The sequence below is a fragment of the Streptomyces sp. NBC_01546 genome, from assembly GCF_045208355.1.
GTDB lineage: Bacteria > Actinomycetota > Actinomycetes > Streptomycetales > Streptomycetaceae > Streptomyces.
Map to the genome: position 1 here is coordinate 6,268,847 of NZ_CP109379.1, position 22,773 is coordinate 6,291,619.

Below are 22,773 nucleotides of genomic sequence, written 5' to 3' on the forward strand. Positions count from 1 at the left end.
TCCGGCAGCGGGGTGTCAGCGCTCACGCCGCCGATGGTAGCGACGGGATCCGGCGGCCGGGCTGTGTCCAGGCCGAAGCGCTACGCTCCTTATGTACGCATACGTACCGTATCGACCGAGGAGACGGTCATGAGTCAGTACGACGAATACTCGACTCCTTCGCAGGCCGAGGGCGAGCGGCTCGACGAGGACATGGACGATGCCCAGCGCAAGCAGCGGCACCACCCCGACACGATGCGGACCACGCCGTCGCAGGCGGAGGGTGAGCGGGCCAAGGAAGACGACGAGAAGTAGTCGAGAGGTAGTCGAGAGGTAGCGCGGGAGTGGGCCCGGGCGTGGGTCAGTGCGCGTCGACCGTGACCGTGAAGGAGAACCGGTCGCCGCGGTAGCGGATGCGCGCCACGTCCACCACCCGGCCGTCCTCGTCGTAGGTCACGCCCGTGTAGTGCAGGATCGGGCTGAGCAGCGGAACCTGGAGCAGCTCGGCCGTCTCCGGGTCGGCGAGCCGCGCCTCCACGGTGTCGGTGATCCGGCTGATGCGCACCCCGACGACGTCCCGCAGGACCTTGGTCATGGGCCACCGTTCGAGATCGGCGAGCTCCACCGCCTCGGCGAACTCCGGAAGGACCGCGTTCTCCGCCCAGTTGGTGGGCTCGCCGCTCTCGCGGTCGCGGCGCAGCCGGCGGTAGGTGACCACCTCGGGCGTGTCCGGGAAGTGCTCCAGCAGCTCCCCGGACACCGCCGTGCGCCCGTGGCCGAGAATCGTCGTGAGGTCGCCCGACTGCTGGGCCACGATCGCGTCGACCGAGCCCAGCAGTCGCACCGGGGAGCCGCGCCGCGCGCCCGGCTCGATGAAGGTGCCGCGCCGCCGGTGCCGGCTGATCAGGCCCTCGCCCTCCAGCTCCTTGAGCGCCTGCCGCATGGTCAGCACGCTCACCCCGTAGTGCTCGGCGAGCTGCTCCTCCGTGGGCAGGCGCAACGAGGCGTCGGGGGTGCGCCCGAGTATCGAGGCGCGCAGCGACTGTGACACCTGGTACCAGAGGGGCAGTTTCCGGTTCAGGATCAGCGAGTCGGGGGCGAAGGCGGTCACGGGTGGTTCTCCGTACGGCTGGACGGCGGTGCTGCGCGGCGCAGGCGAGGTACGCAGGGTATGCAGTGCAGGTCAGGCGCGGAAGTGGCGCTGCAGGCCCTGCCACACGTCGTCGTAGCCGCGCTGGAGGTGATCCGCGCCGGCGGCCTGGGCGGTGGCGGTGATCGGCCAGCGGGTCTCGAACATGAAGGCCAGGCCGTCGTCGATCTTCTGCGGCTTCAGCTCGGCGGCGCTGGCCCGGTCGAAGGTCTCCCGGTCCGGGCCGTGCGCGGACATCATGTTGTGCAGCGAGCCGCCGCCCGGTACGAACCCTTCGGCCTTGGCGTCGTAGGCGCCCTCGATCAGGCCCATGTACTCGCTCATCACGTTGCGGTGGAAGTACGGCGGGCGGAACGTGTCCTCGCCGACCAGCCAGCGCGGGGCGAAGACCACGAAGTCCACGCCCGCCAGCCCCGGGGTGTCGGAGGGCGAGGTCAGCACCGTGAAGATCGACGGATCGGGGTGGTCGTAGCTGATCGAGCCCAGGACGTTGAAGCGGCGCAGGTCGTAGACGTACGGGACGTGGGTGCCGTGCCAGGCCACGACGTCGAGCGGCGAGTGGTCGTAGGTGGCCGACCAGAGGTTGCCGCAGAACTTGTTGACCACCTCGGTCGGGCGGTCGAGGAGGTCGGGGGTCTCGTACGCGGCCACCGGGGCCCGGAAGTCCCGCGCCGAGGCGAGGCCGTTGGCCCCGATCGGGCCCAGGTTCGGCAGCTCGAAGGGCTGGCCGTAGTTCTCGCAGACGTAGCCGCGGGCGGGGGCGCCGTCCGTGTCCAGGAGTTCCACGCGGAAGCGGACGCCGCGCGGGATCAGGGCGACCTCGCCCGGCCGGGCGGCGAGCAGGCCGAGTTCGGTGCGCAGCAGCAGTCCGCCGCGCTCGGGGACGATCAGCAGCTCCCCGTCGGAGCTGCTGAACACCCGGTCGGTCATGGGGGAGTTGGCGGCGTACAGGTGGATGGCCATGCCGGTGCGCTGGGTCGCGTCGCCGTTGCCGCCGAGGGTCCACAGGCCGGCCAGGAAGTCGGTGCCGGGGGCCGGGTCGGGCAGCGGGTTCCAGCGGAGCCGGTTCGGGTCAGCCGGGGCCTCGGTGAAGGGTCCGGTGCGCAGGGCCCCGTTGTCGATCCGGGTGAAGGGCGGGTGCGCGGCCGAGGGGCGGATTCGGTACAGCCACGAGCGGCGGTTGTGGGTGCGCGGCTCGGTGAAGGCGGAACCGCTGAGCTGCTCGGCGTAGAGGCCCAGGGGTGCGCGCTGGGGCGAGTTCCGGCCGAGCGGCAGGGCGCCGGGGACGGCCTCCGAGCCGTGCTCGTTGCCGAAGCCGGTGAGGTACTCCAGCCCCTCCGCCGTCTTCCTGGCCTGCTCGCTCATGTGTTGCTCCCGCTCCGTCGAAGGAATCCTATGGTCGACAGTAGGATTCCGTGGCCCGCACGTCAACGGTGCCGTTGGCGGAGCGGGCGCTTCCCGGCGGGACGGATTCGCGCAGAGGGGGCTCCCAAAAGATGAACATTGCTCTACTCTCACGCGCATGTCGTGGACCCGCAGGTTCCCTGCCGTGCCGGCGGCGCTCCTCGCCGCCCTCCTTGCCCTCCTGTCCCTCCTCGCCGCCGCGCCCGCCGCCCGCGCGCACGAGGAGCGCCCCGTCACCCTCCCGGACGGCTCCGGCTCCGTACCCGAGTACCGGAAGGCCGAGCCCGACCTCCTGGTCTGCAAGACCGGGCGGCCCGACTTCGAACGCCGGATATCCGCCTTCCCTGAGGAGCTCAGACAGCGCAACCTCGCCCTGTACGAGCGGTGCGAGAAGAGCGGCTACCGCCACCTCCAGGAGGCCGTCGACGCCGTCGACCGGCCCGGGATGAACATCGCGATCCTGCCCGGCCTCTACGAGGAGGAGCCCTCGCTCGGGAAGCCCGCCGGGGAGTGCGCCGCGCTGAAGGCACCGGACTCCTCGCTCGGCTACCAGATCCTCAGCTACGAGCAGCAGGCGGCCTGCCGCCACAACCAGAACCTCGTCGCCATCCTCGGCAAGACGAACCTCCAGATCGAGGGCACCGGGGCCTCACGCCTCGACGTGGTGATCGACGCCAAGTACCAGAAGCTGAACGGCATCCGGGCCGACAAGTCCAACGGCATCTACTTCCGCAACTTCACCGCCCAGCGCACCACCTTCAACTCGCTGTACGTGCTGGCGGGCGACGGGTTCGTCATCGACGACGTGCTGACCCGGTGGAACGACGAATACGGCTTCCTCACCTTCGCCAGCGACCACGGGCTCTACAAGAACTGCGAGTCGTACGGCAACGGGGACTCCGGCATCTACCCCGGCAGCGCCTCCAACATCAACGACGGCCGCGGCTACGAAGTGCCCCGCTACTCCATCGAGATCACCGGCTGCCGCAGCCACCACAACATGGTCGGCTACTCCGGAACCGCGGGCGACTCGGTGTGGGTGCACGACAACGAGTTCGACCAGAACATGGGCGGCGCCTCGATGGACAGCGCCTTCCCCGGCCACCCCGGACTCCCGCAGAACCACGCCAAGTTCGAGCGGAACCTGATCCACGACAACAACCAGGACTACTACCGGTACGTGGCCGACGGCACCTGCGCCAAGCCGCCCGTCGAGCGCGGCTACGAACGCGGCGTCGTCTGCCCGCAGATCTCCATGCCGCCGGGCACCGGCATCATCACCGCGGGCGGCAACTGGAACATCTACGAGGACAACTGGGTGTACGGGCACCAGCGCGCGGGCTTCTTCCTCAGCGCGGTCCCCGCCTTCATCCGCGGCGAGGAGAAGTGGTCGAAGCAGACCGACACCTCCCACCACAACCGGTACGCCGGGAACACCCTGGGCAAGGACAAGTCCGGCGCCGCCCGCCCCAACGGCATGGACGTCTGGTGGGACGGCCAGGGCCGCGGCAACTGCTGGCAGGACGGCCCCGACGGCTCCACCCCGGGCACCGTGCCACAGTGCGGGGACGCCCGCGGGGACGTCACCGGCGCCTCCGCCCGCCTGGTCGGCGAACCGGTGAAGCTGGTCCAGCTGCTCGTCTGCGCGGACTACAGCGTCCAGGCGCGCAAACTCCCGGCCGGCTGCGACTGGTACGGCGCCCGCGGTCTGGAACGGGTGGAGACCCAGATCGCGCTCGCCGTGGCGGGCGTCCTGCTCCTGGTCGGCGGCGTGCTGTGGTGGCGCCGGCTGCGCGGCTCCCGCCTGGGCACGGCGGCCTCGCTGCTGGGCCTGGCGGGCCTCGCCCTGGACGTGGCCGGCTCCACGGCAGGGCTGGTCGCCACCTTCGTTCCGGCACTGGCTCTCCTCCTCCTCGCACTGTGGTGGACCGGAGCCGGGCTGGCCCTGCGCCCGACCCGCCCCTGGCTGGCCCGCCTGACCCTGCTGCTGGCCGGACTGACCCTGCTGGACGCCTTCGACAAGGCCGTCCTGTTGATCCCCTGGACCCCGCTGAGCCCCGCCTGGGTGAGGGCGCTGCTCGCCGTGGTCTGGGTCCTGTGGGCGGTGGTCGCCTCGGCCCGCCCGGAAGCCCCGGTCCGGCCCTCCGGCCCCGGCGGCGACCCCGCGGGCGACCGCGCCCCGGTCCCGGCCGGCCCCTCCCCGGCCCTCGGCGCGGAAGCCCCCGAACCCCCGCCCGCCGCGGGCCCGGAGTCGGCCGCCCCGACCCCGGGAGGCCGGCCGTGACCGGCCGCCCCGCCCGCACCGCGGCCCTGCTCGCCCTGGCCCTGCTGCTCGCCTGCGCAGCGGCGACGGGCTGCGGCGGGCGGGCCACCACCCACCACAAGCCCGGCACCAGCCACGAGCAGGCCTCCGGGAACACGGGCACCCTGCTCACCACCGACGACGGCTCCGGCCACCGGCTCCGCGAGGTCCCGGCCGAGGGCGCGCCGGAGGTACGGCTCACCGCCCGCCCGGACTCGGAGGACGGCTGGAACCTCCAACTTGCGGTGAAGAACTTCCGCTTCACCCCCGACAGCGCCGGCGGCGCCGCCCTCCCGGGCGCGGGCCACGCCCACCTGGAGCTCGACGGCCGCAAGCTGGCCCGGCTGTACGGCCCCTGGTTCCACCTGCCCGCCGCGCAGGTCCCCGAGGGCGCGCACACCCTGACCGTCCGCCTGTACGCCGACGACCACACCGCCTGGGCGGTGTCCGGCAAGCCGGTCGAGGGCACGACCCCGCTCACCGCGACCGCCACCGCCCCGGGCCAGCCCGGCGGCCACGACCACGGCGGCACCCCACAGGAGCAGGCCGACCGGACGGTCACCGTCACCGTCCGGGACGGCAAGGTCAGCCCCGCTCCCGCCCGCACCGAGCTGCGGCGCGGCGAACGGGTCGCCCTGCGCGTCACCAGCGACCGCGCGGACACCCTGCACGTCCACGGCTACGACAAGGAACTCGCCCTGCCCGCAGGCCAGGAGGCCACCCTGATCCTGACGGTCGACCGCACCGGCCTCTTCGAGGTCGAGACCCACGAGTCCGCCCTCGTCCTGACCCAGCTCCTCGTCCGATGACCGCGCCGACACTGACACTGACACCGACGCTGCCCACTCCACCCCCGGCCGGGGGAGTGGCGGCCCCAGGTGCCCGGCCCCCGGCGGGCCGATGCTGACCCCCGCCGGGCCGGTCCCGTCCCCGGGCGCCGGCGGCGACGCCGGCCAGGGCGTGGTCCTGCACCCGGCCGATCCGCTCACCGCGCTCGCGCACGGGATCGGGTCCCAGCACGATCTGCCGATCTCTCCCTTCTACGCCTTCGCCGGTGCCTTCGCCGCACTCTTCGTCTCCTTCCTCGCGCTGGGCCTGCTCTGGTCCACCTCCCGATTCCGCGGCGACCACTCGGGTCGCGCCCTGCCCGCCGCCCTCCAGCGGGCCGCCGACGCACCCGCCACCCGCACCGCCCTGCGCGGACTCGCCCTCGCCCTCGCCCTCGCCGTCCTCCTTCACCTCCTCCTCGGTCCCGACGACCCCGCGCACAACCCCGCTCCCGGCGCCGTCTACGTCCTCTTCTGGGTCGGACTCGTCCCCGCCTCCCTTCTCCTCGGCCCGGTCTGGCGCCTGCTCAACCCGCTCCGCACCCTGCACCGCCTGCTCAACCGGGCCTTCCGCCACCGCAACCCCGACCCCCGCAACCCCGACCACCGGCCTCCCGGCCGCCCCCTTCCCGCCCGGCTCGGCCAGTGGCCCGCGGCCGCCGGGCTGTTCGCCTTCACCTGGCTCGAGCTCGTCGCTCCCGATCCCGCATCCACCACCACCCTCCTCACAGCCGTCGCCGCCTACGCCACCGCCCACCTCCTGCTCGCCGCACGCTTCGGCGAGCGCTGGTTCGACGACGCGGACGCCTTCGAGGCGTACTCCGCCCTTCTGGCCCGCCTCTCCCCCCTCGGCCGTCGAAGCGACGGCCGCCTGGTCCTCCGTAACCCCTTCCACGGACTCGACGCGACGCCCGAGCGGCCCGGACTCGTCGCCACCGTCTGCGTCCTGCTCGGCTCCACCGCCTACGACGGCTTCTCCGACAACCCCTCCTGGATCAACGTCCTCCAGACCTCCCCTCTCGGCCGCACCCCCACGGCCACGCTCGGACTGCTCGCTTCCGTCGTCCTCGTCGCCACCCTGTACTGCCTGTGCGCGGCGGCCACCCGCCTCGTCAGCGGCCCGCACCCCGGCCCGCTGACCGCCTTCGCGCACTCACTCGTACCGATCGCACTCGGCTATCTCATCGCCCACTACTTCTCCCTTCTGGTAACCGAAGGACCACGCACAGTAAGCATGGCACTCGGCACTGACAACGCCCCCGAACCCGCTCCGCCCCTGGGCCCGGGCGGACTCGCCGCCCTCCAGGTCATCGCCGTCGTCACCGGCCACGTACTGGGCGTCGTCGCCGCCCACGATCGGTCCGTACGCCTCTTCCCGCCCGCGAAGGCCGTGGTCGGCCAACTGCCGCTGCTCGCGCTGATGATCACGTACACCATCGGCGGGCTGAGCCTCCTGCTGAACTGAGCCCCCGCTCGACAGAGAAGCAAGGAACGGCATGATGGACCCCGTGCCTCCCGCCCACTCCCTGCGCCGCACCCCCATCCAGCAGCGCAGCGCCGACCGGCTCGCCCGGATCCTCGACGCATGCGCCGAACTGCTCGACGAGACCGGGTACGAGAACCTCAGCACCCGCGCCGTCGCCCTGCGCGCCGGCGTGCCGATCGGTTCGGTCTACCGCTTCTTCGGCAACAAGCGGGCCATGGCCATCGCTCTCGCCCACCGCAACCTGGACCGCTACGCCGACGGCATCGCGGACCGCCTCGCCGACCTCCCCGCCACCCACTGGCGGCCCGTCGTCGACGCCGTACTGGACGAGTACCTGGCCATGAAGCGGAGCGTTCCCGGCTTCGCCCTCGTCGACTTCGGTGTGCCCGCGCCGCCGCCCGAGGGCCCGGAGGCCGACCCCAACAACCTGGTCGCCGCCCGCCTCACCGAACTGCTCTGCGCACACCTCGAGCTGACCCCCGACGCCACCCTGCGGCGGGCCGTCCTCGTCGCCGTAGAGGCCACGGACGCGCTGATCCAACTGGCCTTCCGGTCCGACCCGGCGGGCGATCCCGGCATCGTCGCCGAGACTCGGGCGATGATGCACGCCTACCTGGCCCGCGTGCTGGACTGACCCCCGGTCCCAGCCTCAGCCCCGGCCCCGCCCGACTTCGCCGCCCATCGCGCCGACTGGCGCCCGCAGACCCCTCCCCTCCGTCCCTACCGGTCGGTATGCTCGGTGCGCCCGCGTGCCCGAGCCGCAGCCTGCCGTCCCTGGAGGGCCCATGCCCCGCACCGCCCTGCGCATCTGCCCCTTGTGCGAAGCCACCTGCGGCCTCACCCTCACCATCGCGGGCGCCGCCGTCACCGGCGCTCGCGGCGACCGCGAGGACGTCTTCAGCCGCGGTTTCATCTGCCCCAAGGGCGCCGCCTTCGGAGCACTCGACTCCGACCCCGACCGGCTGCGCACCCCCCTCGTCCGACGGGGCGGCCGGCTCCAGGAGGCGACCTGGGAGGAGGCCTTCGACGCCATCGCCGCCGCCGTCCCCGCCCTCGTCCGGGAGTACGGGCCCCAGGCGGTCGGTGTCGTCCTCGGCAACCCGAACGTCCACACCATGGCCGGCGCGCTGTACCCGCCCCTGCTCCTCAAGGCCCTCGGGACCAGCAACATCTTCACCGCCAGCACGCTCGACCAGATGCCCAAACACGTCTCCAGCGGGCTGCTCTTCGGTGACCCCTTCGCCATCCCCGTCCCCGACCTCGACCACACCGACCTCCTGCTCCTCCTCGGTGCCAACCCGGTCGAGTCCAACGGCTCCCTGTGCACCGCCCCCGACTTCCCGGGCCGGCTCAAGGCCCTGCGTGCCCGCGGCGGCACCCTGGTCGTCGTCGACCCCCGACGCACCCGCACCGCCAAGCTCGCCGACCGCCACCTCGCGCCGCGCCCGGGCAGTGACGCGCTGCTGCTCGCCGCCCTCGCGCACACGCTGATCGAGGAGAAGCTCGCGGCCCCCGGCACGCTGGAGGAACACACCGACGGACTCGGGGAACTCGCCGCCGCGCTCGGGAGTTTCACTCCTGAGGCCGTAGCACCCGCCTGCGACCTCCCGGCTGCCGAGATCCGCACCCTCGCCCGCGATCTCGCGGCCGCCTCCACCGCTGCCGTCTACGCACGGATCGGCAGCTGCACCGTCGAGTACGGCACGCTCGCCAGCTGGCTGGTCGACGTACTGAACATCCTCACCGGCAACCTCGACCGGCCCGGCGGGGCCCTCTTCCCGCTCTCCGCGACGGCCCCCGCACCCCGGCCCGCCGGTCCCGGCAAGGGGTTCGCCCTCGGCCGCTGGGCGAGCCGGGTCAGCGGTCACCCCGAGGCCAAGGGCGAACTCCCCATCGCCGCCCTCGCGGAGGAGATCGAGACCCCGGGCGACGGGCGGATCCGGGTGCTGCTCGCCATCGCCGCCAATCCCGTCCTGTCCGCACCCGACGGCGACCGGCTCGACCGGGCGCTGGCCGGCCTCGACTTCATGGTCTCCGTCGACCCCTACCTGAACGAGACCTCACGCCACGCCCACGTCGTGCTGCCCCCGCCGCCGCCCTCCCAGAGCGCGCACTTCGACTTCGCGTTCAACGGGTTCGCCGTACGCAACCAGGCGCGCTACTCGCCCGCCGCCATCGCGCTGGAGGAGGGGCGGATGGACGAGTGCGAGATCCACGCGCGGCTGATCCTCGCCGTCTCCGGCCTGCACGGATCCGCCGACCCGACCGGTGTCGACGAACTGGCCATCGGGTCCGCCCTGGCCAAGGAGACCGCCGCTGCGCACTCCCCGCTGCACGGGCAGGACCCGGCCCGCCTCGCGGGCCTGCTCACCGGGGAGAGCGGCCCCGAGCGGCGGCTCGACCTGATGCTCCGCATCGGGCCGTACGGAGACCGCTTCGGCGTCGCCGCTGCCGCTGGCGAGACCGCCACCGCCGCCACCGCCGACACAGCTGTCGGCACCGCCGCCGGTACCGCTGTGGACGGGCTGAGCCTGGAGCGGCTGCGCGCGCACCCGCACGGCATCGACCTGGGCCCGCTGCGGCCCCGGCTCCCGGGCGTGCTGAAGACCCGCAGCGGCAGGATCGAGCTGCTCCCGGACCCGATCGCGGCCGAGCTCCCCAGGCTGCGCGCGACGCTCGCCGACCGCCCCGCCGCCCTGGTGCTCGTGGGCCGCCGCCATCTGCGGTCCAACAACAGCTGGTTGCACAACGTCCCGGCCCTCACCGGAGGTTCCAACCGGTGCACCCTCCAGGTCCACCCGCAGGACGCGGACCGGCTGGGGCTCACCGACGGAGGCCGGGCCAGGATCACCGCCGACGGCGGCAGCCTGGAGGTTCCCGTGGAGGTCACCGACACCCTGCGCACCGGAGTCGTGAGCCTCCCGCACGGCTGGGGCCACGACCGCGCGGGGGCTCGGCTCTCGGTGGCCTCCGCCACACCCGGCGCCAACGTCAACCAGCTGCTCGACGGCACCCGGCTCGACCCGCTGTCGGGCACGGCCGTGCTCAACGGCTTCCCCGTCGCGCTCACGCCCCTGCCCTGAGCTGGGGTTTTGCTCGTATTGCTCACGCGTTGACGTCTTGTTGGCACAAGGAGGAGGCACCTACGTTCCCACCATGCTGACCATCCTCGGCTTCGCCATGATCGCGACCTTCCTGGTTCTGATCATGCTGAAGAAAATGTCGCCCATCGCGGCGCTCGTCCTCATCCCCGCGCTCTTCTGCGTGTTCGCAGGAAAGGGCGCCCACCTCGGCGACTACGTCATCGACGGCGTCGGCAAACTCGCGCCGACCGCCGCCATGCTGATGTTCGCCATCGTCTACTTCGGCGTGATGATCGACGTCGGCCTCTTCGACCCGATCGTGCGCGGCATCCTGCGCTTCTGCAAGGCAGACCCGATGCGCGTGGTCGTCGGCACCGCCGTCCTCGCCGCGATCGTCTCGCTCGACGGTGACGGATCGACCACCTTCATGATCACCGTCTCGGCGATGTACCCGCTGTACAAGCGGCTCGGGCTGAGCCTGGTGGTCATGACGGGCGTCGCGGCCACCGCCAACGGCGTCATGAACACCCTGCCCTGGGGCGGCCCCACGGCCCGCGCGGCCACGGCCCTCAAGCTCGACGCCGGCGACATCTTCGTCCCGATGATCCCCGCCCTCGCGATGGGTCTGGTCTGCGTGTTCGTCCTGGCGTACGTCCTCGGCGTGAAGGAGCGCCGCCGGGTCGGCCTCCTGGTCATGCCCGAGGACGACGCCGCCACCGGCACGGCCACCGCCACCGGCACGGCCACCGTCATCGAGCACGCCCCGGAGGCCGAGTCCGCGCTGGTCGCCGCCGGCACGGGCACCTCCGCCGCAGGCCCGGCAGGCCCGGCAGCTCCGGCAGGCCCCGCCGGTACGCCGGCCACCGCCACCGGCGGGTCCGGGCCCGCCGGCCCGGCCGCCCCGGCCGGAGCCGGCGCCGCCGAGGACGGATTCCAGGGCCTCGATCCCCACCGCGCCACCCTGCGTCCGCGCCTGTACTGGTTCAACGCCGGTCTCACCATCGCCCTGCTCACCGCGATGATCATGGAACTGCTGCCCATCCCGGTGCTGTTCCTGCTCGGCGCCGCCCTCGCCCTCACCGTCAACTTCCCGCACATGCCCGACCAGAAGGCGCGGATCGCCGCCCACGCCGACAACGTCCTCAACGTCGCCGGCATGGTCTTCGCCGCCGCCGTCTTCACAGGCGTCCTCTCCGGCACCGGCATGGTCAAGCACATGGCCGACTGGCTCGTCGGCGCCATCCCCGAGGGCATGGGCCCGCACATGGCGCTGGTCACCGGCCTGCTCAGCCTGCCCCTGACCTACTTCATGTCCAACGACGGCTTCTACTTCGGCGTGCTCCCCGTCCTCGCCGAGGCCGGCGCCGCCCACGGGGTCTCCCCGCTCGAGATCGCCCGCGCCTCCCTGGTCGGGCAGGCCCTGCACATGTCGAGCCCGCTGGTTCCGGCCGTCTACGTCCTCGTCGGCATGGCCAAGGTCGAGTTCGGCGACCACACCCGCTTCACCGTGAAATGGGCGGCTCTGACCTCCCTGGTGGTTCTCGCGGCGGGGATGCTTTTCGGCATCATCTGATTCCGGCCGCTCCTGGCGCGCCGAAAACTACCGACGCTAGTTTGTAGGGTGTTCGCGAGGTCAGGTCTACACGCTGGTGCGTGCTCGGGAGGAATGCCATGAAGGCCCACGACGGGATGTACATCGGCGGTGCCTGGCGGCCCGCCGCCGGACGCGACCGGATCGAGGTCGTCAACCCGGCCGACGAGCAGGTCATCGCCGAGGTCCCGGCCGGCAGCGCCGACGACGTGGACGCTGCCGTACGAGCCGCCCGCGCGGCCCTTCCCGGCTGGGCCGCCACGGCTCCGGCCGAGCGGGCAGCCCTGATCGGCGCGCTCCGGGACGTGCTGCTCGCCCGCAAGAGCGAGATCGCCCAGACCATCACCGCCGAACTCGGCTCCCCGCTGGGCTTCTCGGAGATGGTCCAGGTCGGGGCGCCGATCGCCGTGGCCTCCTCCTACGCCGAGCTCGGGGCCTCGTACGCCTTCGAGGAGCGGCTCGGCAACTCCACCGTGCTGCTCGAGCCGATCGGTGTGGTCGGGGCCATCACGCCCTGGAACTACCCGCTGCACCAAGTCGTTGCAAAGGTGGCACCCGCTCTCGCCGCCGGCTGCACCCTCGTCCTCAAGCCGGCCGAGGACACCCCGCTGACCGCACAGCTCTTCGCCGAAGCCGTGCACGAGGCGGGCATCCCGGCCGGAGTCTTCAACCTGGTGACCGGAACCGGCCCGGTCGCCGGGCAGGCCCTGGCCGCGCACGAGGGAGTCGACCTCGTCTCCTTCACCGGCTCGACCGCTGTCGGCAAGCAGATCGGCGCCACCGCCGGCGCCGCCGTCAAGCGGGTCGCCCTCGAGCTGGGCGGAAAATCGGCCAATGTCATCCTGCCCGGGGCCGACCTGGCCAAGGCCGTAGCCACCGGCGTGGGCCACGTCATGAACAACACCGGCCAGAGCTGCAACGCGCTCACCCGCATGCTCGTCCACCGGGACCAGTACGAGGAGGCCGTCTCGCTCGCGGCCGCCGCCGTCGCCACGTACCCCAGCGGCGACCCCACCGACCCGGCCACCCGCCTGGGCCCGGTCGTCAACGCCAAGCAGCACGAGCGCGTGCGCGGATACATCGCCAAGGGCGTCGAGGAAGGCGCGCGCCTCGTCGCCGGCGGCCCCGACGCACCGCACGAGCGGGGGTACTTCGTCGCCCCGACCGTGTTCGCCGACGTCACGCCCGATATGACCATTGCCCAGGAGGAGATCTTCGGCCCCGTGCTGTCGATCCTCCCCTACGAGGACGAGGAGGACGCCCTGCGCATCGCCAACGGCACCGTCTACGGCCTGGGCGGCGCGGTCTGGGCCGCGGACGAGGAGACGGCCGTGGCCTTCGCCCGCCGCATGGACACCGGACAGGTGGACATCAACGGCGGCCGCTTCAACGTGCTCGCGCCCTTCGGCGGCTACAAGCAGTCGGGCGTCGGCCGCGAACTGGGGCCGCACGGCCTGGCGGAGTACCTCCAGACCAAGTCCCTGCAGTTCTGAACACGGAGACGACGACCATGGTCCGCGCCGCCATCCTGCCCGCCGTCGGAGCCCCGCTCGAGATACGGGAGATCGTGCTGCCCGATCCCGGCCCCGGGCAGGTCCGGGTCAGGCTCACCGCAGCCGGGGTCTGCCACTCCGACCTCTCCCTCACCAACGGCACCATGCGGGTGCCCGTCCCCGCCGTCCTCGGCCACGAGGGCGCGGGTACGGTCCTCGCCGTCGGGGAGGGCGTGACCCACGTCGCCCCCGGCGACGGGGTGGTGCTCAACTGGGCCCCGTCCTGCGGGGAGTGCCACCACTGCTCCATAGGCGAGGTCTGGCTCTGCGCCAACGCGCTCACGGGCGTCGGGGCCGTCTACGCGCACGACGCGCAGGGCACCGAGCTGCACCCGGGGCTGAACGTGGCCGCGTTCGCCGAGGAGACCGTCGTCGCGGCCAACTGCGTGCTGCCCGCGCCCGCCGGGATACCGCTCGCCGAGGCCGCCCTGCTCGGCTGCGCGGTCCTCACCGGCTACGGCGCCGTCCATCACAGTGCCCAGGTCCGCCCGGGCGAGTCGGTGGCCGTGTTCGGCGTCGGCGGGGTCGGCCTGGCCGCCCTCCAGGCGGCCCGGATCGCCCAGGCGGGCCCCATCGTCGCCGTCGACGTCTCCCCGGCCAAGGAGGAACTGGCGCGGGCGGCGGGAGCCACCGACTTCGTGCTCGCCTCCGACACCACCGCCAAGCAGATCCGCGCGCTGACCGGCGGCCAGGGCGCGGACGTCGCCGTGGAGTGCGTCGGCCGGGCGGAGACCATCCGCGGAGCCTGGGAATCCACCCGCCGCGGCGGCCGCACCACGGTGGTCGGCATCGGCGGCAAGGAGCAGCAGGTCACCTTCCACGCGCTGGAGATCTTCCACTTCGCCCGCACCCTCACCGGCTGCGTCTACGGCAACAGCGACCCCGCCCGCGACCTGCCGGTCATCGCCGAACACGTCCGCGCGGGCCGCCTCGACCTCGGCGCCCTCGTCACCGACCGCATCACCCTCGACGGCATCCCGGCCGCCTTCGACGCCATGCTGGCGGGCAAGGGCGGCCGCTCCCTGGTCGTCTTCTAGGCCTGTCCGCGTCGCCGCCGGCCCGGCCGACCTCAGTCGGCCGGGCCCGGTAGCCGTCAGCCTCTGCTCGCCCCTCGGTCCGCGCCCCCTCGGTCCGCGCCCCCTCGGTCCGCGCCCCCTCGGTCCGCGCCCCCTCGGTCCGCGCCCCTCGCCCGCACGCACCGCCGCGATCAGTTCGGTGCCGTGCTGTGTCAGCCCGTCTCCTTCAGCGCCTCGTACTGGAGGGCCAGCCCGTCCAGCAGCGCCGCCAGGCCCGTTTCGAAGGCGCCCTCGTCCACCTCGTGCTGGCGCTCGGCCAGCAGATGGGCCTGGCCCAGGTGGGGGTAGTCCGCCGGGTCGTATGCCGTCTCGTCGTCCACGAAACCCCGGGCGAAGGAGGCCACCGCCGAGCCCAGGATGAAGTACCGCATCAGCGCGCCGATCCGGGTCGCCTGCGCCGGGGGCCAGCCCGCCTCCGTCATCGCGCCGAAGACCGCGTCCGCCAGCCGGAGCCCCGCCGGGCGGCGGCCCGGGCCGCGTGCCAGCACCGGGACGATGTTCGGATGGTCGGCCAGGGCGTCCCGGTACGAGTGGGCCCAGGCGTGCAGGGCACCCCGCCAGTCCAGGCGGCCGGCCTCGAACATCGACAAGTCGACCCGCGCGCTCACCGAGTCCGCCACCGCGTCCAGGATCTCGTCCTTCGTGCGGAAGTGGTTGTACAGGGACGGCCCGCTGACCCCGAGCGCGGCCGCCAGCCGGCGCGTCGAGACGGCCTCCAGCCCCTCCGCGTCCACCAGCGCACCCGCCGCCTCGACGATGCGGGCTCTGCTGAGGAGGGGCTTGCGCGGTCTGGCCATGCGCCACATAGTAGGGCCTGCCCGCCATAAACTACCGGTGCTAGTTAACGGCCGGACGAGACGCCCGGAGGTGCCCGGTGAACCTGGAGCTGAGCGAGGAGCAGAGCGCCGTACGCCGGCTCGCCCGCGAGTTCACCGAGCGCGAGGTGGTCCCGTACGCCGCCGAATGGGACCGCGCCGAGAGCGTGGACCGGGCCATCGTGAAGAAGCTCGGCGCGCTCGGCTTCCTCGGCCTGACCGTCCCCGAGGAGTACGGCGGCTCCGGCGGCGACCACCTCGCCTACGTCCTGGTCACCGAGGAACTCGGCCGCGGCGACTCCGCCGTGCGCGGCATCGTCTCCGTCTCCCTCGGCCTGGTCGCCAAGACCATCGCGGCCTGGGGCACCGAGGAGCAGAAGCACGCCTGGCTGCCCCGCCTCTGCTCCGGTGACGCGCTCGGCTGCTTCGGCCTGACCGAGCCCGGCACCGGCTCCGACGCCGGCAGCCTCACCACCCGCGCCGTGCGCGAGGGGGACTCGTACGTCCTCAGCGGCAGCAAGATGTTCATCACCAACGGAACCTGGGCCGACGTCGTGCTGCTGTTCGCCCGCACCGGCGACGAGCCCGGCCATCGCGGGGTCTCCGCCTTCCTCGTCCCCGCCGACGCCCCCGGCCTCACCCGCCGCGAGATCCACGGCAAGCTCGGCCTGCGCGGCCAGGCCACCGCCGAGCTCGCCCTCGACGGGGTCCGCGTGCCCGCCTCCGCGATGCTCGGCCCCGAGGGCAAGGGCTTCTCGGTCGCCATGTCGGCCCTCGCCAAGGGCCGGATGTCGGTCGCCGCGGGCTGCGTCGGCATCGCCCAGGCGGCCCTGGACGCGGCCGTCTCGTACGCCGCCCAGCGCGAGCAGTTCGGCAAGCCGATCGCCCACCACCAGCTGGTCCAGGAGCTGATCGCCGACATCTCGGTCGACGTCGACGCCGCCCGCCTGCTGACCTGGCGGGTCGCGGACCTCATCGACCGCGGGCAGCCCTTCGCCACCGAGTCCTCCACCGCGAAGCTCTTCGCCTCCGAGGCCGCCGTCCGCGCCGCGAGCAACGCCCTCCAGGTGCACGGTGGTTACGGCTACATCGACGAGTACCCGGCCGGGAAACTGCTCCGCGACGCCCGCGTGATGACCCTCTACGAGGGCACCAGCCAGATCCAGAAGCTGCTCATAGGCCGTGCCCGCACGGGGGTTTCCGCCTTCTGAGTACGTACGTGAGTACGCGCGCCCATGTGTCCGCCGCGGCCCCGCCCGATGCTCGACCCATGAACGAGACACCGGTCAAGCAGCAGAACACGGGCGCGTACTACGGCCAGGCCGTCGCCTCCTTCGGCATTGCCATCAGCGCCGTGGCCCTCGGGATCTACAACCTGCAGGTCGACGGCTGGGTCCGCGCCTTCCTCGGCATCGCGGTCCTCTACCTGACCACCTCGGCCTTCACCCTCGCGAAGGTGATCCGCGACCGGCAGGAGGCCACGAGGATCGTGAGCCGGGTGGACCAGGCGCGGATGGAGAAGATCATGGCGGAGTACGACCCCTTCACGCCGAAGTAGACCGGCCGCACGCCCGCGTGCTCGCTAAGCGCTTGCTCACCCTCCGGTAAGGTGTTCATTTCCACACGGCGAAGAGGGTGAGTGAGCGATGGACAGCGCGGCGGAGACGGCCGACGGCTACCAGCCGTGGTCCGAGGTCACCCCGGACGCCGCGCGGCGGCTGCTCGTCGCCGCCGTCGACGCCTTCGCGGAGCGCGGGTACCACGCGACCACCACACGTGACATCGCGGGCCGCGCCGGGATGAGCCCGGCCGCCCTCTACATCCACTACAAGACCAAGGAAGAGCTGCTCCACCGGATTAGCCGGATCGGCCACGACAAGGCCCTGGAGATCCTCACCACCGCGGCCGACGGCTCCGGCCGCGCCGCCGAACGGCTCGACGCCGCCGTACGGTCCTTCGTTCGGTGGCACGCGGCACACCACACCACCGCGCGGGTGGTCCAGTACGAGCTCGATGCTCTCGCTCCGGAGCACCGCTCCGAAATCGTGGCACTGCGCCGGCAGAGCGACGCCGCCGTACGCCGCATCCTCGCCGACGGGGTCGAGGCGGGCGAGTTCGACGTCCCCGACGTGCCCGGCACCACCCTCGCCGTGCTGTCGCTCTGCATCGACGTGGCCCGCTGGTTCAGTGTGTCCGGGCACCGCACGCCCGACGAGGTCGGCGCGCTCTACGCCGACCTCGTGCTCCGCATGGTGGGCGCGCGGCCCCAGAAGTAAGCCGCGAGCGGGTCAAGGGCAGGCCGCGGACGGGGCAGAAGCAGTAGACGGGTCAGAAGTAGTAGCGGGACACCGACTCCGCCACGCACACCGGCTTGTCGCCGCCCTCGCGCTCCACCGTGACGGTCGCCGCGACCTGTACGCCGCCCCCCGTCTCCGTGACCTCCGTGATTACGGCGGTGGCGCGGAGCCGCGACCCGACCGGCACCGGCGCCGGGAAACGCACCTTGTTGGTCCCGTAGTTGATGCCCATCTTCATGCCTTCGACCCGCATGATCTGCGGCACCAGACTCGGCAGCAGGGACAGGGTCAGATAGCCGTGCGCGATCGTGGAGCCGAAGGGTCCGCCCGCCGCCCGCACCGGGTCCACATGGATCCACTGGTGGTCGCCGGTGGCGTCCGCGAAGAGGTCGATCCGCTTCTGGTCCACCTCCAGCCACCCGCTGGGCCCGAGCGGCTCGCCCGTTCCGGCGTGCAGCTCCTCGGCGGACGTGAAGATCCTCGGCTCGGCCATGCCCTGCTCCTGCCTCTCACTCACGGGTTGCGCCGGGGCGAATAAGCGCTTGCTCAGCATGCTGGGAGCGTATGTGTATGTCAACGGACCTCCGACTACCCTCGACCGGGTGCCGCAGATTCCCGAGAAAATCCACGAACTCACCGTCGGCCAGCTGTCCGCCCGCAGCGGCGCCGCCGTCTCAGCGCTCCACTTCTACGAGGCCAAGGGCCTGATCAGCAGCCGCCGCACCTCCGGCAACCAGCGCCGCTACACCCGCGACGCACTGCGCCGGGTGGCCTTCGTACGAGCCGCCCAGCGCGTGGGCATCCCGCTCGCCAGCATCCGCGACGCACTCGCCCAACTCCCCGAGGGGCGCACCCCCAACCGCGAGGACTGGGCCCGCCTCTCCGAGGCCTGGCGCGCCGAGCTCGACCAGCGGATCAGTCAACTCGGGCGGCTGCGCGACCATCTGACCGACTGCATCGGCTGCGGCTGCCTCTCCCTGGAGAACTGCGCCCTGTCCAACCCGGACGACGTCTTCGGCGAACGGCTCACCGGCTCGCGGCTGTAACCGGCGAGTACCGCGCGAGCTGCTCCCGGGCGGCCGCCACCAGTTCGGCATTCGACCCAGCCCGCCGCCCGTCCGGCAGGTGCAGCACATCGCCCACGCCGGTCCGCGCGCCCGTACCGCACCGCGCGGCCAGCCGCAGCACCGGCCAGGCGGCGGCCTCCCGCCCGTACAGCAGCACCGCCACCGGCGGCAGTCCGCGCAGCCCGGCCACCAGCGCCGGATCGGCCGCGGCGAGCTCCGCCGCGAGCCGCACCCGCCCGGGCGTCCGCACCGGCCAGGCCAGGAACCGCGCCATCGGCTCCGGCCCGGCCGGTCCGCCCAGCGGCACCACCGCGTCCACCGCGACCCCCCGGGCCAGCAGGGCCTCCGCCAACTCCTCGGCCCCCGGCTCCCCGAAGCTCACCTCCGCCCGGTCCGGCAGCACGGTCCAGGACCGGACCCGCTCCAGCCGCCCCGCCGGATCGGGCCCGGCCCCCACACCCGCCGACACCGGCACCGACAGCGGTACGGAGACCCCCGTGCCCCGCAGCGCTTCCAGTACCGGCCCGACCACCCGCGGCGACAGGCTCTGGCGACCGCACGGCGTCCGCGGACTCACCAGTACCTCCCCGGCCCCCGCGGCGACCGAGGCCAGCGCCGCCTCCGCCAGGTCCTGGGGCGACATCGGCACGGCCGCCCCGTCGGCAGCGCTCCGGGCACCGTTCAGCGACACCGCCGGCGCGGGCCCCGCGAACGCGCGCGGCGCGGCCCTCACGCCGCCCCCGCCGCCGGGGTGTCCGCCAGGGCCGGTCTCGGCACCACGATCCCGCAGCCCGCGCACACCGGGCCGTCCCAGGCCCACGCCCCCTCCCAGGCACCGACCGCGGGCACGGCCGGCCACCGCAGCTCCTCCTCCCCGCAGACCGGGCACGCCTTCCCCGGCGCCGACTCCAGCGCTCTCACCAGCCGCCGCAGCACCTCGCCCAGCGCCCCCTCCGGCCGCACCCCCGGATCCGCGCACCGCACGACCGCGTCCCCGCTCCCGCCCCACGTCCACTCCGGCCGGCGCAGCCCGTGGTGCTTCTCCCGCCGGCGCCGCTCCGCGAACTGGCGCTCGTACTCCAGCCAGACCGCCCGCGCGTCCTCGAGCTCCTCCAGCGCGGCGACCAGCCGCAGCGGGTCGGCCCCCCGGTCCTCGGGGGCGATCCCGTGCCGGTCGCACAGGTGCCACCACGTGGCCCGGTGCCCGTACGGAGCGAACCGCTCCAGGCAGCGGCGCAGCGAATGGCGTCGCAGGGCCCGGTCGTTGCGTGCGTCGCGCACCTGGTAGGCCAGACTCCGGAATCCCGCCATCGCACCTTCACCTCCGCCGATGTGCCCAACATGCCCGGCCGGGGCCGGGCGCATGCGGGGGCGGTCGAGGCGTGCGGGTGGCACATGGCCGGAACTCAGCGCCCCATGCGCCCCGCGGAAACCACCAGCCGGGCCAGCTCCTCGTGGCAGATGTCGCTGTGCGCCCCCGAGGGAGCGCCGCCGCGCCGCACCACCGAGCCCGCGTCCACGCTGACGCAGCCCGTCGCGGGCACCCCCTGGTGCAGGGCCGTGTCGAGGGTCAGCCGGGGCGCGCCCGGTACGGCCTGCACCCCGTCGTGCCCGATGGCGCCCCAGCGTTCGTCGAAGCCCAGCAGCCCGGCCGAATCGCCCGCCATCCGGGAGGCCAGCGGATAGAACACCCGCAAAGAGGTGTCGTGCGGGGAATGGCAGGCCACCACCGGTCCGTCGACCTTTCGCTGGAGGCCGCCCAGGGCGCCGCCGCGGCTCTTGTCGTGCGGGAGCCGGTCCGAGAACGAGTAGTGGGAGAAGGCCCCCTGAAGCAGGGTCAGGGACGCCACGTGCCGGGCGCCGTCCGGGACGGCACGCAGCGAGAACGACACCAGCCGCGCCCCGAAGCTGTGCCCGATGAGATGGATCCGCAGGCCCGGCCGCTGCCGCGCGAGCTCCGCCAGCACCGGGCCGAGGCCGCGCTCGCCGACCACACCCGCCCGCTTCTTCATCTTGTAGTACGTAGCCTGCCGCAGCAGTTCCTTCGCGCCGTTCCACAGGGGGCGCAGCCCGGCGCCGAGCGCGAGCCCCTGCTCACCGGAGCCGGAGCCGGAGCCCCCGGGTGGCGCGCCCGCCTCGACCAGCGCCTGGGCCAGCGCCCTGCAGACCTCCAGGACGTCCTCCGCGAACACTGCGGGCACGGGCTCCACCGCAGGCGTCGGGGCGACGACCGTGGACACCGCGTCCGCCGCGTCAGCCGCGTCCACACCGGCGAGCTCCCGTACGAGGGCCCCGAACTCGATGAAGGCGGCCTCCGACTCCGGCCGCTCCTCCAGCAGTTCGGCCACCCGGTCCAGCTCAGCCTGCCGCCCGGGCCAGAACTCACCGAGCGCCTGCCGGGTCCCGGGGTCCAGCGCCACCCCGAAGCCGGGCTCCGCGAGCGCACCCGGCCCCTCGAAGTCCGGTATCGGCTCGTCGGAGAAGCGGATCGAGGGCCATACGACGCCCACGTACCCCAGCCGTACCCCCGGCCCCACCAGCCCCGGGAAGGGGGCGAAGAAGCGGTCGTAGAGCCGGGTCGCCGTGGACCGGTCGCTGTTCCAGCCGTGCGCGAAGACCAGCAGGTCCGTGGCCTCGATCCGGGCCACCGCCGCCTGCGTGCCCCGGTCCACGTCGCCCTCGGAGTCGAAGGTCAGCTCCGCGTACGGCCCGGCCCCGACCCCGATCCCGGCCCCGCTGTCCGCCATGACACGTCCCCCTCCACGCCTCCACGCCGTGCGTCCGGTGGATCCAGCATCCTGCGGGTAGGCCCACCCGGCCAGACCCCGGACGCCACCGGCTCACGCGTAGAGCAGGTACTCCGCGCGCACCGCCTCGAACCGGGCCAGCCCCGCCGCCCAGTCACCGGCGATCTCCTCCACCCCGGCCCCCGCGTCCACCAGCTTCCGCACCCGGTCCGATCCCGTCAGCCTGTCGATCCACTGGTCCGTGCGCCAGCCGAAGCCGCTCCACGACCGCCGGGCCGTGACCAGCAGCCCGATCCCGGCCCGTACCGGATCGAAGGTCTCCCGGTCGTGCACGATCAGCCGGACCCCGCCGCACACCTTCCCCACGTGCTTGGAGAAGGACGGCGTGAAGTACGCCTCCCGGAACCACACCCCGGGCAGGTCCAGCGCGTTCGCCGCCTCCGCCCACCGCCGGTCCAGGCCCTCCGCGCCCAGCACCTCGAAGGGGGTGGTCGTCCCGCGCCCCTCGGACAGGTTCGTCCCCTCGAACAGACAGGTGCCGGCGTACGCGAGGGCCGTGTCCGGGGTCGGCATGTTCGGGCTGGGCGGCACCCAGGGCAGCCCGGTCTCGCCGAAGAACGACCCCCGCCGCCATCCGGTCATCGCCACCGTCCGCAGCCTGACCGATTTTTCAGGCTGCCGGGACAGGAACTCGCCGTTGAAGAGCAGGGCCAGCTCGGCCGCCGTCATCCCGTGCGCGAGGGCGATCGGCTCCCGGCCCACGAAGCTCGCGTACGGCCGCTCCAGCACCGGCCCCGCGGCCCGCCGGCCGCCCACCGGGTTGGGCCGGTCCAGCACCACCACCGCCTTGCCGGCGAGGGCGGCCGCGCGCATGCAGTCGTAGAGGGTCCAGATGTAGGTGTAGAAGCGTGCCCCGACGTCCTGGATGTCGAAGACGACGGTGTCGATCCCGGCCGCCGTGAACACGTCCGCGAGCTGCTGCCCGCTCTTGCCGTACGTGTCGTACACGGGAAGCCCGGTCGCCGGATCCCGGGAGGCGCCCTCGGAGCCGCCCGCCTGGGCCGTCCCGCGGAACCCGTGCTCCGGACCGAACACCGCGACCAGGTCCACCCGGTCGTCCGCGTGCAGTACGTCGACCAGGTGGCGGGCGTCGGCGGCGATCCCGGTGGGGTTGGTGACCACCCCGACCTTCTGCCCGCCGAGTTCGGCGTACCCGTCCGCGGCGAGGCGCTCGAAACCGGTCCGCACCCGCTCCGCCCGTGCAGCGGCCGCAGCGCCCACGGGCCCGGCAGCTGCCACGGCCCCTGCCGCCCCCATGGCCCCCGCCAGTCCCAGTACCCCGCGTCGCGACAGAGTCATCCGGCCACGCTAGGGCGCAGCCCCCTTCCGTCCTGAC

21 protein-coding genes are annotated in these 22,773 nt (G+C 73.2%); 13 read left to right on the forward strand and 8 right to left on the reverse strand.

Annotation, left to right across the window (positions count from 1 at the left end; genetic code table 11):
• Positions 1-129 precede the first annotated feature (129 nt).
• Entirely contained in the window at positions 130-294 is a 165-nt protein-coding gene (locus OHA89_RS28705; RefSeq protein WP_215147259.1) for a hypothetical protein, read from the forward strand.
• Between the two features lie 46 nt (positions 295-340).
• Here OHA89_RS28705 and OHA89_RS28710 read toward each other — a convergent pair whose 3' ends face one another.
• Both OHA89_RS28710 and hmgA read right to left on the reverse strand, forming a co-directional pair.
• Positions 341-1,090, reverse strand: coding sequence for a GntR family transcriptional regulator (locus OHA89_RS28710; protein ID WP_257556978.1), 750 nt, complete (start codon positions 1,088-1,090; stop codon positions 341-343).
• A 72-nt stretch (positions 1,091-1,162) separates the two neighbouring features.
• The gene (hmgA, locus tag OHA89_RS28715; RefSeq protein WP_266610579.1) at positions 1,163-2,494 is read right to left on the reverse strand and encodes a homogentisate 1,2-dioxygenase; all 1,332 of its coding nucleotides are present in this window, start codon (positions 2,492-2,494) and stop codon (positions 1,163-1,165) included.
• A 157-nt stretch (positions 2,495-2,651) separates the two neighbouring features.
• On the opposite strand from hmgA, the gene OHA89_RS28720 reads away from it, so the two are divergent.
• From OHA89_RS28720 to OHA89_RS28755, 8 genes are all read left to right on the forward strand, one after another.
• Positions 2,652-4,817: a right-handed parallel beta-helix repeat-containing protein gene (locus OHA89_RS28720; RefSeq protein ID WP_406367419.1), complete on the forward strand. Its 2,166-nt coding sequence runs from the start codon at positions 2,652-2,654 to the stop codon at positions 4,815-4,817.
• The gene (locus tag OHA89_RS28725; protein WP_406367420.1) at positions 4,814-5,644 is read left to right on the forward strand and encodes a hypothetical protein; all 831 of its coding nucleotides are present in this window, start codon (positions 4,814-4,816) and stop codon (positions 5,642-5,644) included. Before OHA89_RS28720 ends, OHA89_RS28725 begins: the two co-directional genes overlap by 4 nt.
• Before the next feature lie 91 nt (positions 5,645-5,735).
• A complete protein-coding gene (locus OHA89_RS28730) occupies positions 5,736-7,127 on the forward strand; it encodes a hypothetical protein (protein WP_406367421.1) in 1,392 nt (463 codons plus the stop codon).
• A 34-nt stretch (positions 7,128-7,161) separates the two neighbouring features.
• Positions 7,162-7,782, forward strand: coding sequence for a TetR/AcrR family transcriptional regulator (locus OHA89_RS28735; protein WP_257559500.1), 621 nt, complete (start codon positions 7,162-7,164; stop codon positions 7,780-7,782).
• Between the two features lie 151 nt (positions 7,783-7,933).
• Entirely contained in the window at positions 7,934-10,231 is a 2,298-nt protein-coding gene (locus tag OHA89_RS28740) for a molybdopterin oxidoreductase family protein (RefSeq protein ID WP_406367422.1), read from the forward strand.
• A gap of 73 nt (positions 10,232-10,304) precedes the next feature.
• Complete coding sequence (locus OHA89_RS28745) at positions 10,305-11,804, forward strand: CitMHS family transporter (RefSeq protein WP_266610586.1); 1,500 nt, start codon at positions 10,305-10,307, stop codon at positions 11,802-11,804.
• 98 nt (positions 11,805-11,902) lie between these two features.
• Complete coding sequence (locus OHA89_RS28750) at positions 11,903-13,315, forward strand: aldehyde dehydrogenase family protein (RefSeq protein WP_215141446.1); 1,413 nt, start codon at positions 11,903-11,905, stop codon at positions 13,313-13,315.
• Between the two features lie 17 nt (positions 13,316-13,332).
• Positions 13,333-14,412, forward strand: coding sequence for a Zn-dependent alcohol dehydrogenase (locus OHA89_RS28755; protein ID WP_266610588.1), 1,080 nt, complete (start codon positions 13,333-13,335; stop codon positions 14,410-14,412).
• 191 nt (positions 14,413-14,603) lie between these two features.
• Here OHA89_RS28755 and OHA89_RS28760 read toward each other — a convergent pair whose 3' ends face one another.
• Positions 14,604-15,248 (reverse strand): TetR/AcrR family transcriptional regulator, encoded by a 645-nt coding sequence (locus tag OHA89_RS28760; RefSeq protein WP_266610590.1) that lies wholly within the window; start codon positions 15,246-15,248, stop codon positions 14,604-14,606.
• Positions 15,249-15,325: 77 nt separating this feature from the next.
• Between OHA89_RS28760 and OHA89_RS28765 the strand changes: the two genes are divergently transcribed.
• The 3 genes from OHA89_RS28765 (at position 15,326) to OHA89_RS28775 (ending at position 17,542) form a co-directional block, all read left to right on the forward strand.
• Entirely contained in the window at positions 15,326-16,477 is a 1,152-nt protein-coding gene (locus OHA89_RS28765; RefSeq protein WP_266610592.1) for an acyl-CoA dehydrogenase family protein, read from the forward strand.
• A gap of 59 nt (positions 16,478-16,536) precedes the next feature.
• Positions 16,537-16,824 (forward strand): YiaA/YiaB family inner membrane protein, encoded by a 288-nt coding sequence (locus OHA89_RS28770; protein WP_266610594.1) that lies wholly within the window; start codon positions 16,537-16,539, stop codon positions 16,822-16,824.
• Between the two features lie 88 nt (positions 16,825-16,912).
• Positions 16,913-17,542 carry a TetR/AcrR family transcriptional regulator gene (locus OHA89_RS28775; RefSeq protein WP_257556992.1) on the forward strand — a complete coding sequence of 210 codons (630 nt, stop codon included), beginning with the start codon at positions 16,913-16,915 and terminating at the stop codon, positions 17,540-17,542.
• A gap of 52 nt (positions 17,543-17,594) precedes the next feature.
• Here the strand turns inward: OHA89_RS28775 and OHA89_RS28780 are convergent, their stop codons facing one another.
• Positions 17,595-18,056: a MaoC family dehydratase gene (locus OHA89_RS28780; RefSeq protein WP_266610597.1), complete on the reverse strand. Its 462-nt coding sequence runs from the start codon at positions 18,054-18,056 to the stop codon at positions 17,595-17,597.
• A 109-nt stretch (positions 18,057-18,165) separates the two neighbouring features.
• Here OHA89_RS28780 and soxR point away from each other — a divergent pair, with 109 nt between their 5' ends.
• Positions 18,166-18,609, forward strand: a complete 444-nt coding sequence (gene soxR / locus OHA89_RS28785) for a redox-sensitive transcriptional activator SoxR (RefSeq protein WP_215141432.1) — start codon at positions 18,166-18,168, stop codon at positions 18,607-18,609.
• Here soxR and OHA89_RS28790 read toward each other — a convergent pair.
• The 4 genes from OHA89_RS28790 to OHA89_RS28805 all read right to left on the reverse strand — a co-directional run bounded on the left by OHA89_RS28790 (position 18,590) and on the right by OHA89_RS28805 (position 22,736).
• Positions 18,590-19,363 carry a 3-keto-5-aminohexanoate cleavage protein gene (locus OHA89_RS28790; RefSeq protein WP_406367425.1) on the reverse strand — a complete coding sequence of 258 codons (774 nt, stop codon included), beginning with the start codon at positions 19,361-19,363 and terminating at the stop codon, positions 18,590-18,592. The two genes, soxR and OHA89_RS28790, sit on opposite strands and share 20 nt — an antisense overlap.
• Positions 19,360-19,941 (reverse strand): hypothetical protein, encoded by a 582-nt coding sequence (locus OHA89_RS28795; RefSeq protein ID WP_266610599.1) that lies wholly within the window; start codon positions 19,939-19,941, stop codon positions 19,360-19,362. Before OHA89_RS28795 ends, OHA89_RS28790 begins: the two co-directional genes overlap by 4 nt.
• Before the next feature lie 95 nt (positions 19,942-20,036).
• The gene (locus OHA89_RS28800; protein WP_406367426.1) at positions 20,037-21,377 is read right to left on the reverse strand and encodes a serine-threonine protein kinase; all 1,341 of its coding nucleotides are present in this window, start codon (positions 21,375-21,377) and stop codon (positions 20,037-20,039) included.
• A 93-nt stretch (positions 21,378-21,470) separates the two neighbouring features.
• Positions 21,471-22,736: an exo-beta-N-acetylmuramidase NamZ domain-containing protein gene (locus tag OHA89_RS28805; RefSeq protein WP_406367427.1), complete on the reverse strand. Its 1,266-nt coding sequence runs from the start codon at positions 22,734-22,736 to the stop codon at positions 21,471-21,473.
• Between the last annotated feature and the right edge of the window lie 37 nt (positions 22,737-22,773).

What these genes read in the sequence shown, in the direction of transcription:
- OHA89_RS28770 (WP_266610594.1), top strand. Translation starts at nt 16,537, where the DNA reads ATGAACGAGACACCGGTCAAGCAGCAGAACACGGGCGCGTACTACGGC.
- OHA89_RS28730 (WP_406367421.1), top strand. Translation starts at nt 5,736, where the DNA reads ATGCTGACCCCCGCCGGGCCGGTCCCGTCCCCGGGCGCCGGCGGCGAC.
- OHA89_RS28760 (WP_266610590.1), bottom strand. Translation starts at nt 15,248, where the DNA reads ATGGCCAGACCGCGCAAGCCCCTCCTCAGCAGAGCCCGCATCGTCGAG.
- OHA89_RS28755 (WP_266610588.1), top strand. Translation starts at nt 13,333, where the DNA reads ATGGTCCGCGCCGCCATCCTGCCCGCCGTCGGAGCCCCGCTCGAGATA.
- OHA89_RS28800 (WP_406367426.1), bottom strand. Translation starts at nt 21,377, where the DNA reads ATGGCGGACAGCGGGGCCGGGATCGGGGTCGGGGCCGGGCCGTACGCG.
- OHA89_RS28735 (WP_257559500.1), top strand. Translation starts at nt 7,162, where the DNA reads ATGGACCCCGTGCCTCCCGCCCACTCCCTGCGCCGCACCCCCATCCAG.
- OHA89_RS28745 (WP_266610586.1), top strand. Translation starts at nt 10,305, where the DNA reads ATGCTGACCATCCTCGGCTTCGCCATGATCGCGACCTTCCTGGTTCTG.
- OHA89_RS28740 (WP_406367422.1), top strand. Translation starts at nt 7,934, where the DNA reads ATGCCCCGCACCGCCCTGCGCATCTGCCCCTTGTGCGAAGCCACCTGC.
- OHA89_RS28775 (WP_257556992.1), top strand. Translation starts at nt 16,913, where the DNA reads ATGGACAGCGCGGCGGAGACGGCCGACGGCTACCAGCCGTGGTCCGAG.
- OHA89_RS28720 (WP_406367419.1), top strand. Translation starts at nt 2,652, where the DNA reads ATGTCGTGGACCCGCAGGTTCCCTGCCGTGCCGGCGGCGCTCCTCGCC.
- hmgA (WP_266610579.1), bottom strand. Translation starts at nt 2,494, where the DNA reads ATGAGCGAGCAGGCCAGGAAGACGGCGGAGGGGCTGGAGTACCTCACC.
- OHA89_RS28780 (WP_266610597.1), bottom strand. Translation starts at nt 18,056, where the DNA reads ATGGCCGAGCCGAGGATCTTCACGTCCGCCGAGGAGCTGCACGCCGGA.
- OHA89_RS28805 (WP_406367427.1), bottom strand. Translation starts at nt 22,736, where the DNA reads ATGACTCTGTCGCGACGCGGGGTACTGGGACTGGCGGGGGCCATGGGG.
- OHA89_RS28750 (WP_215141446.1), top strand. Translation starts at nt 11,903, where the DNA reads ATGAAGGCCCACGACGGGATGTACATCGGCGGTGCCTGGCGGCCCGCC.
- OHA89_RS28705 (WP_215147259.1), top strand. Translation starts at nt 130, where the DNA reads ATGAGTCAGTACGACGAATACTCGACTCCTTCGCAGGCCGAGGGCGAG.
- OHA89_RS28795 (WP_266610599.1), bottom strand. Translation starts at nt 19,941, where the DNA reads ATGGCGGGATTCCGGAGTCTGGCCTACCAGGTGCGCGACGCACGCAAC.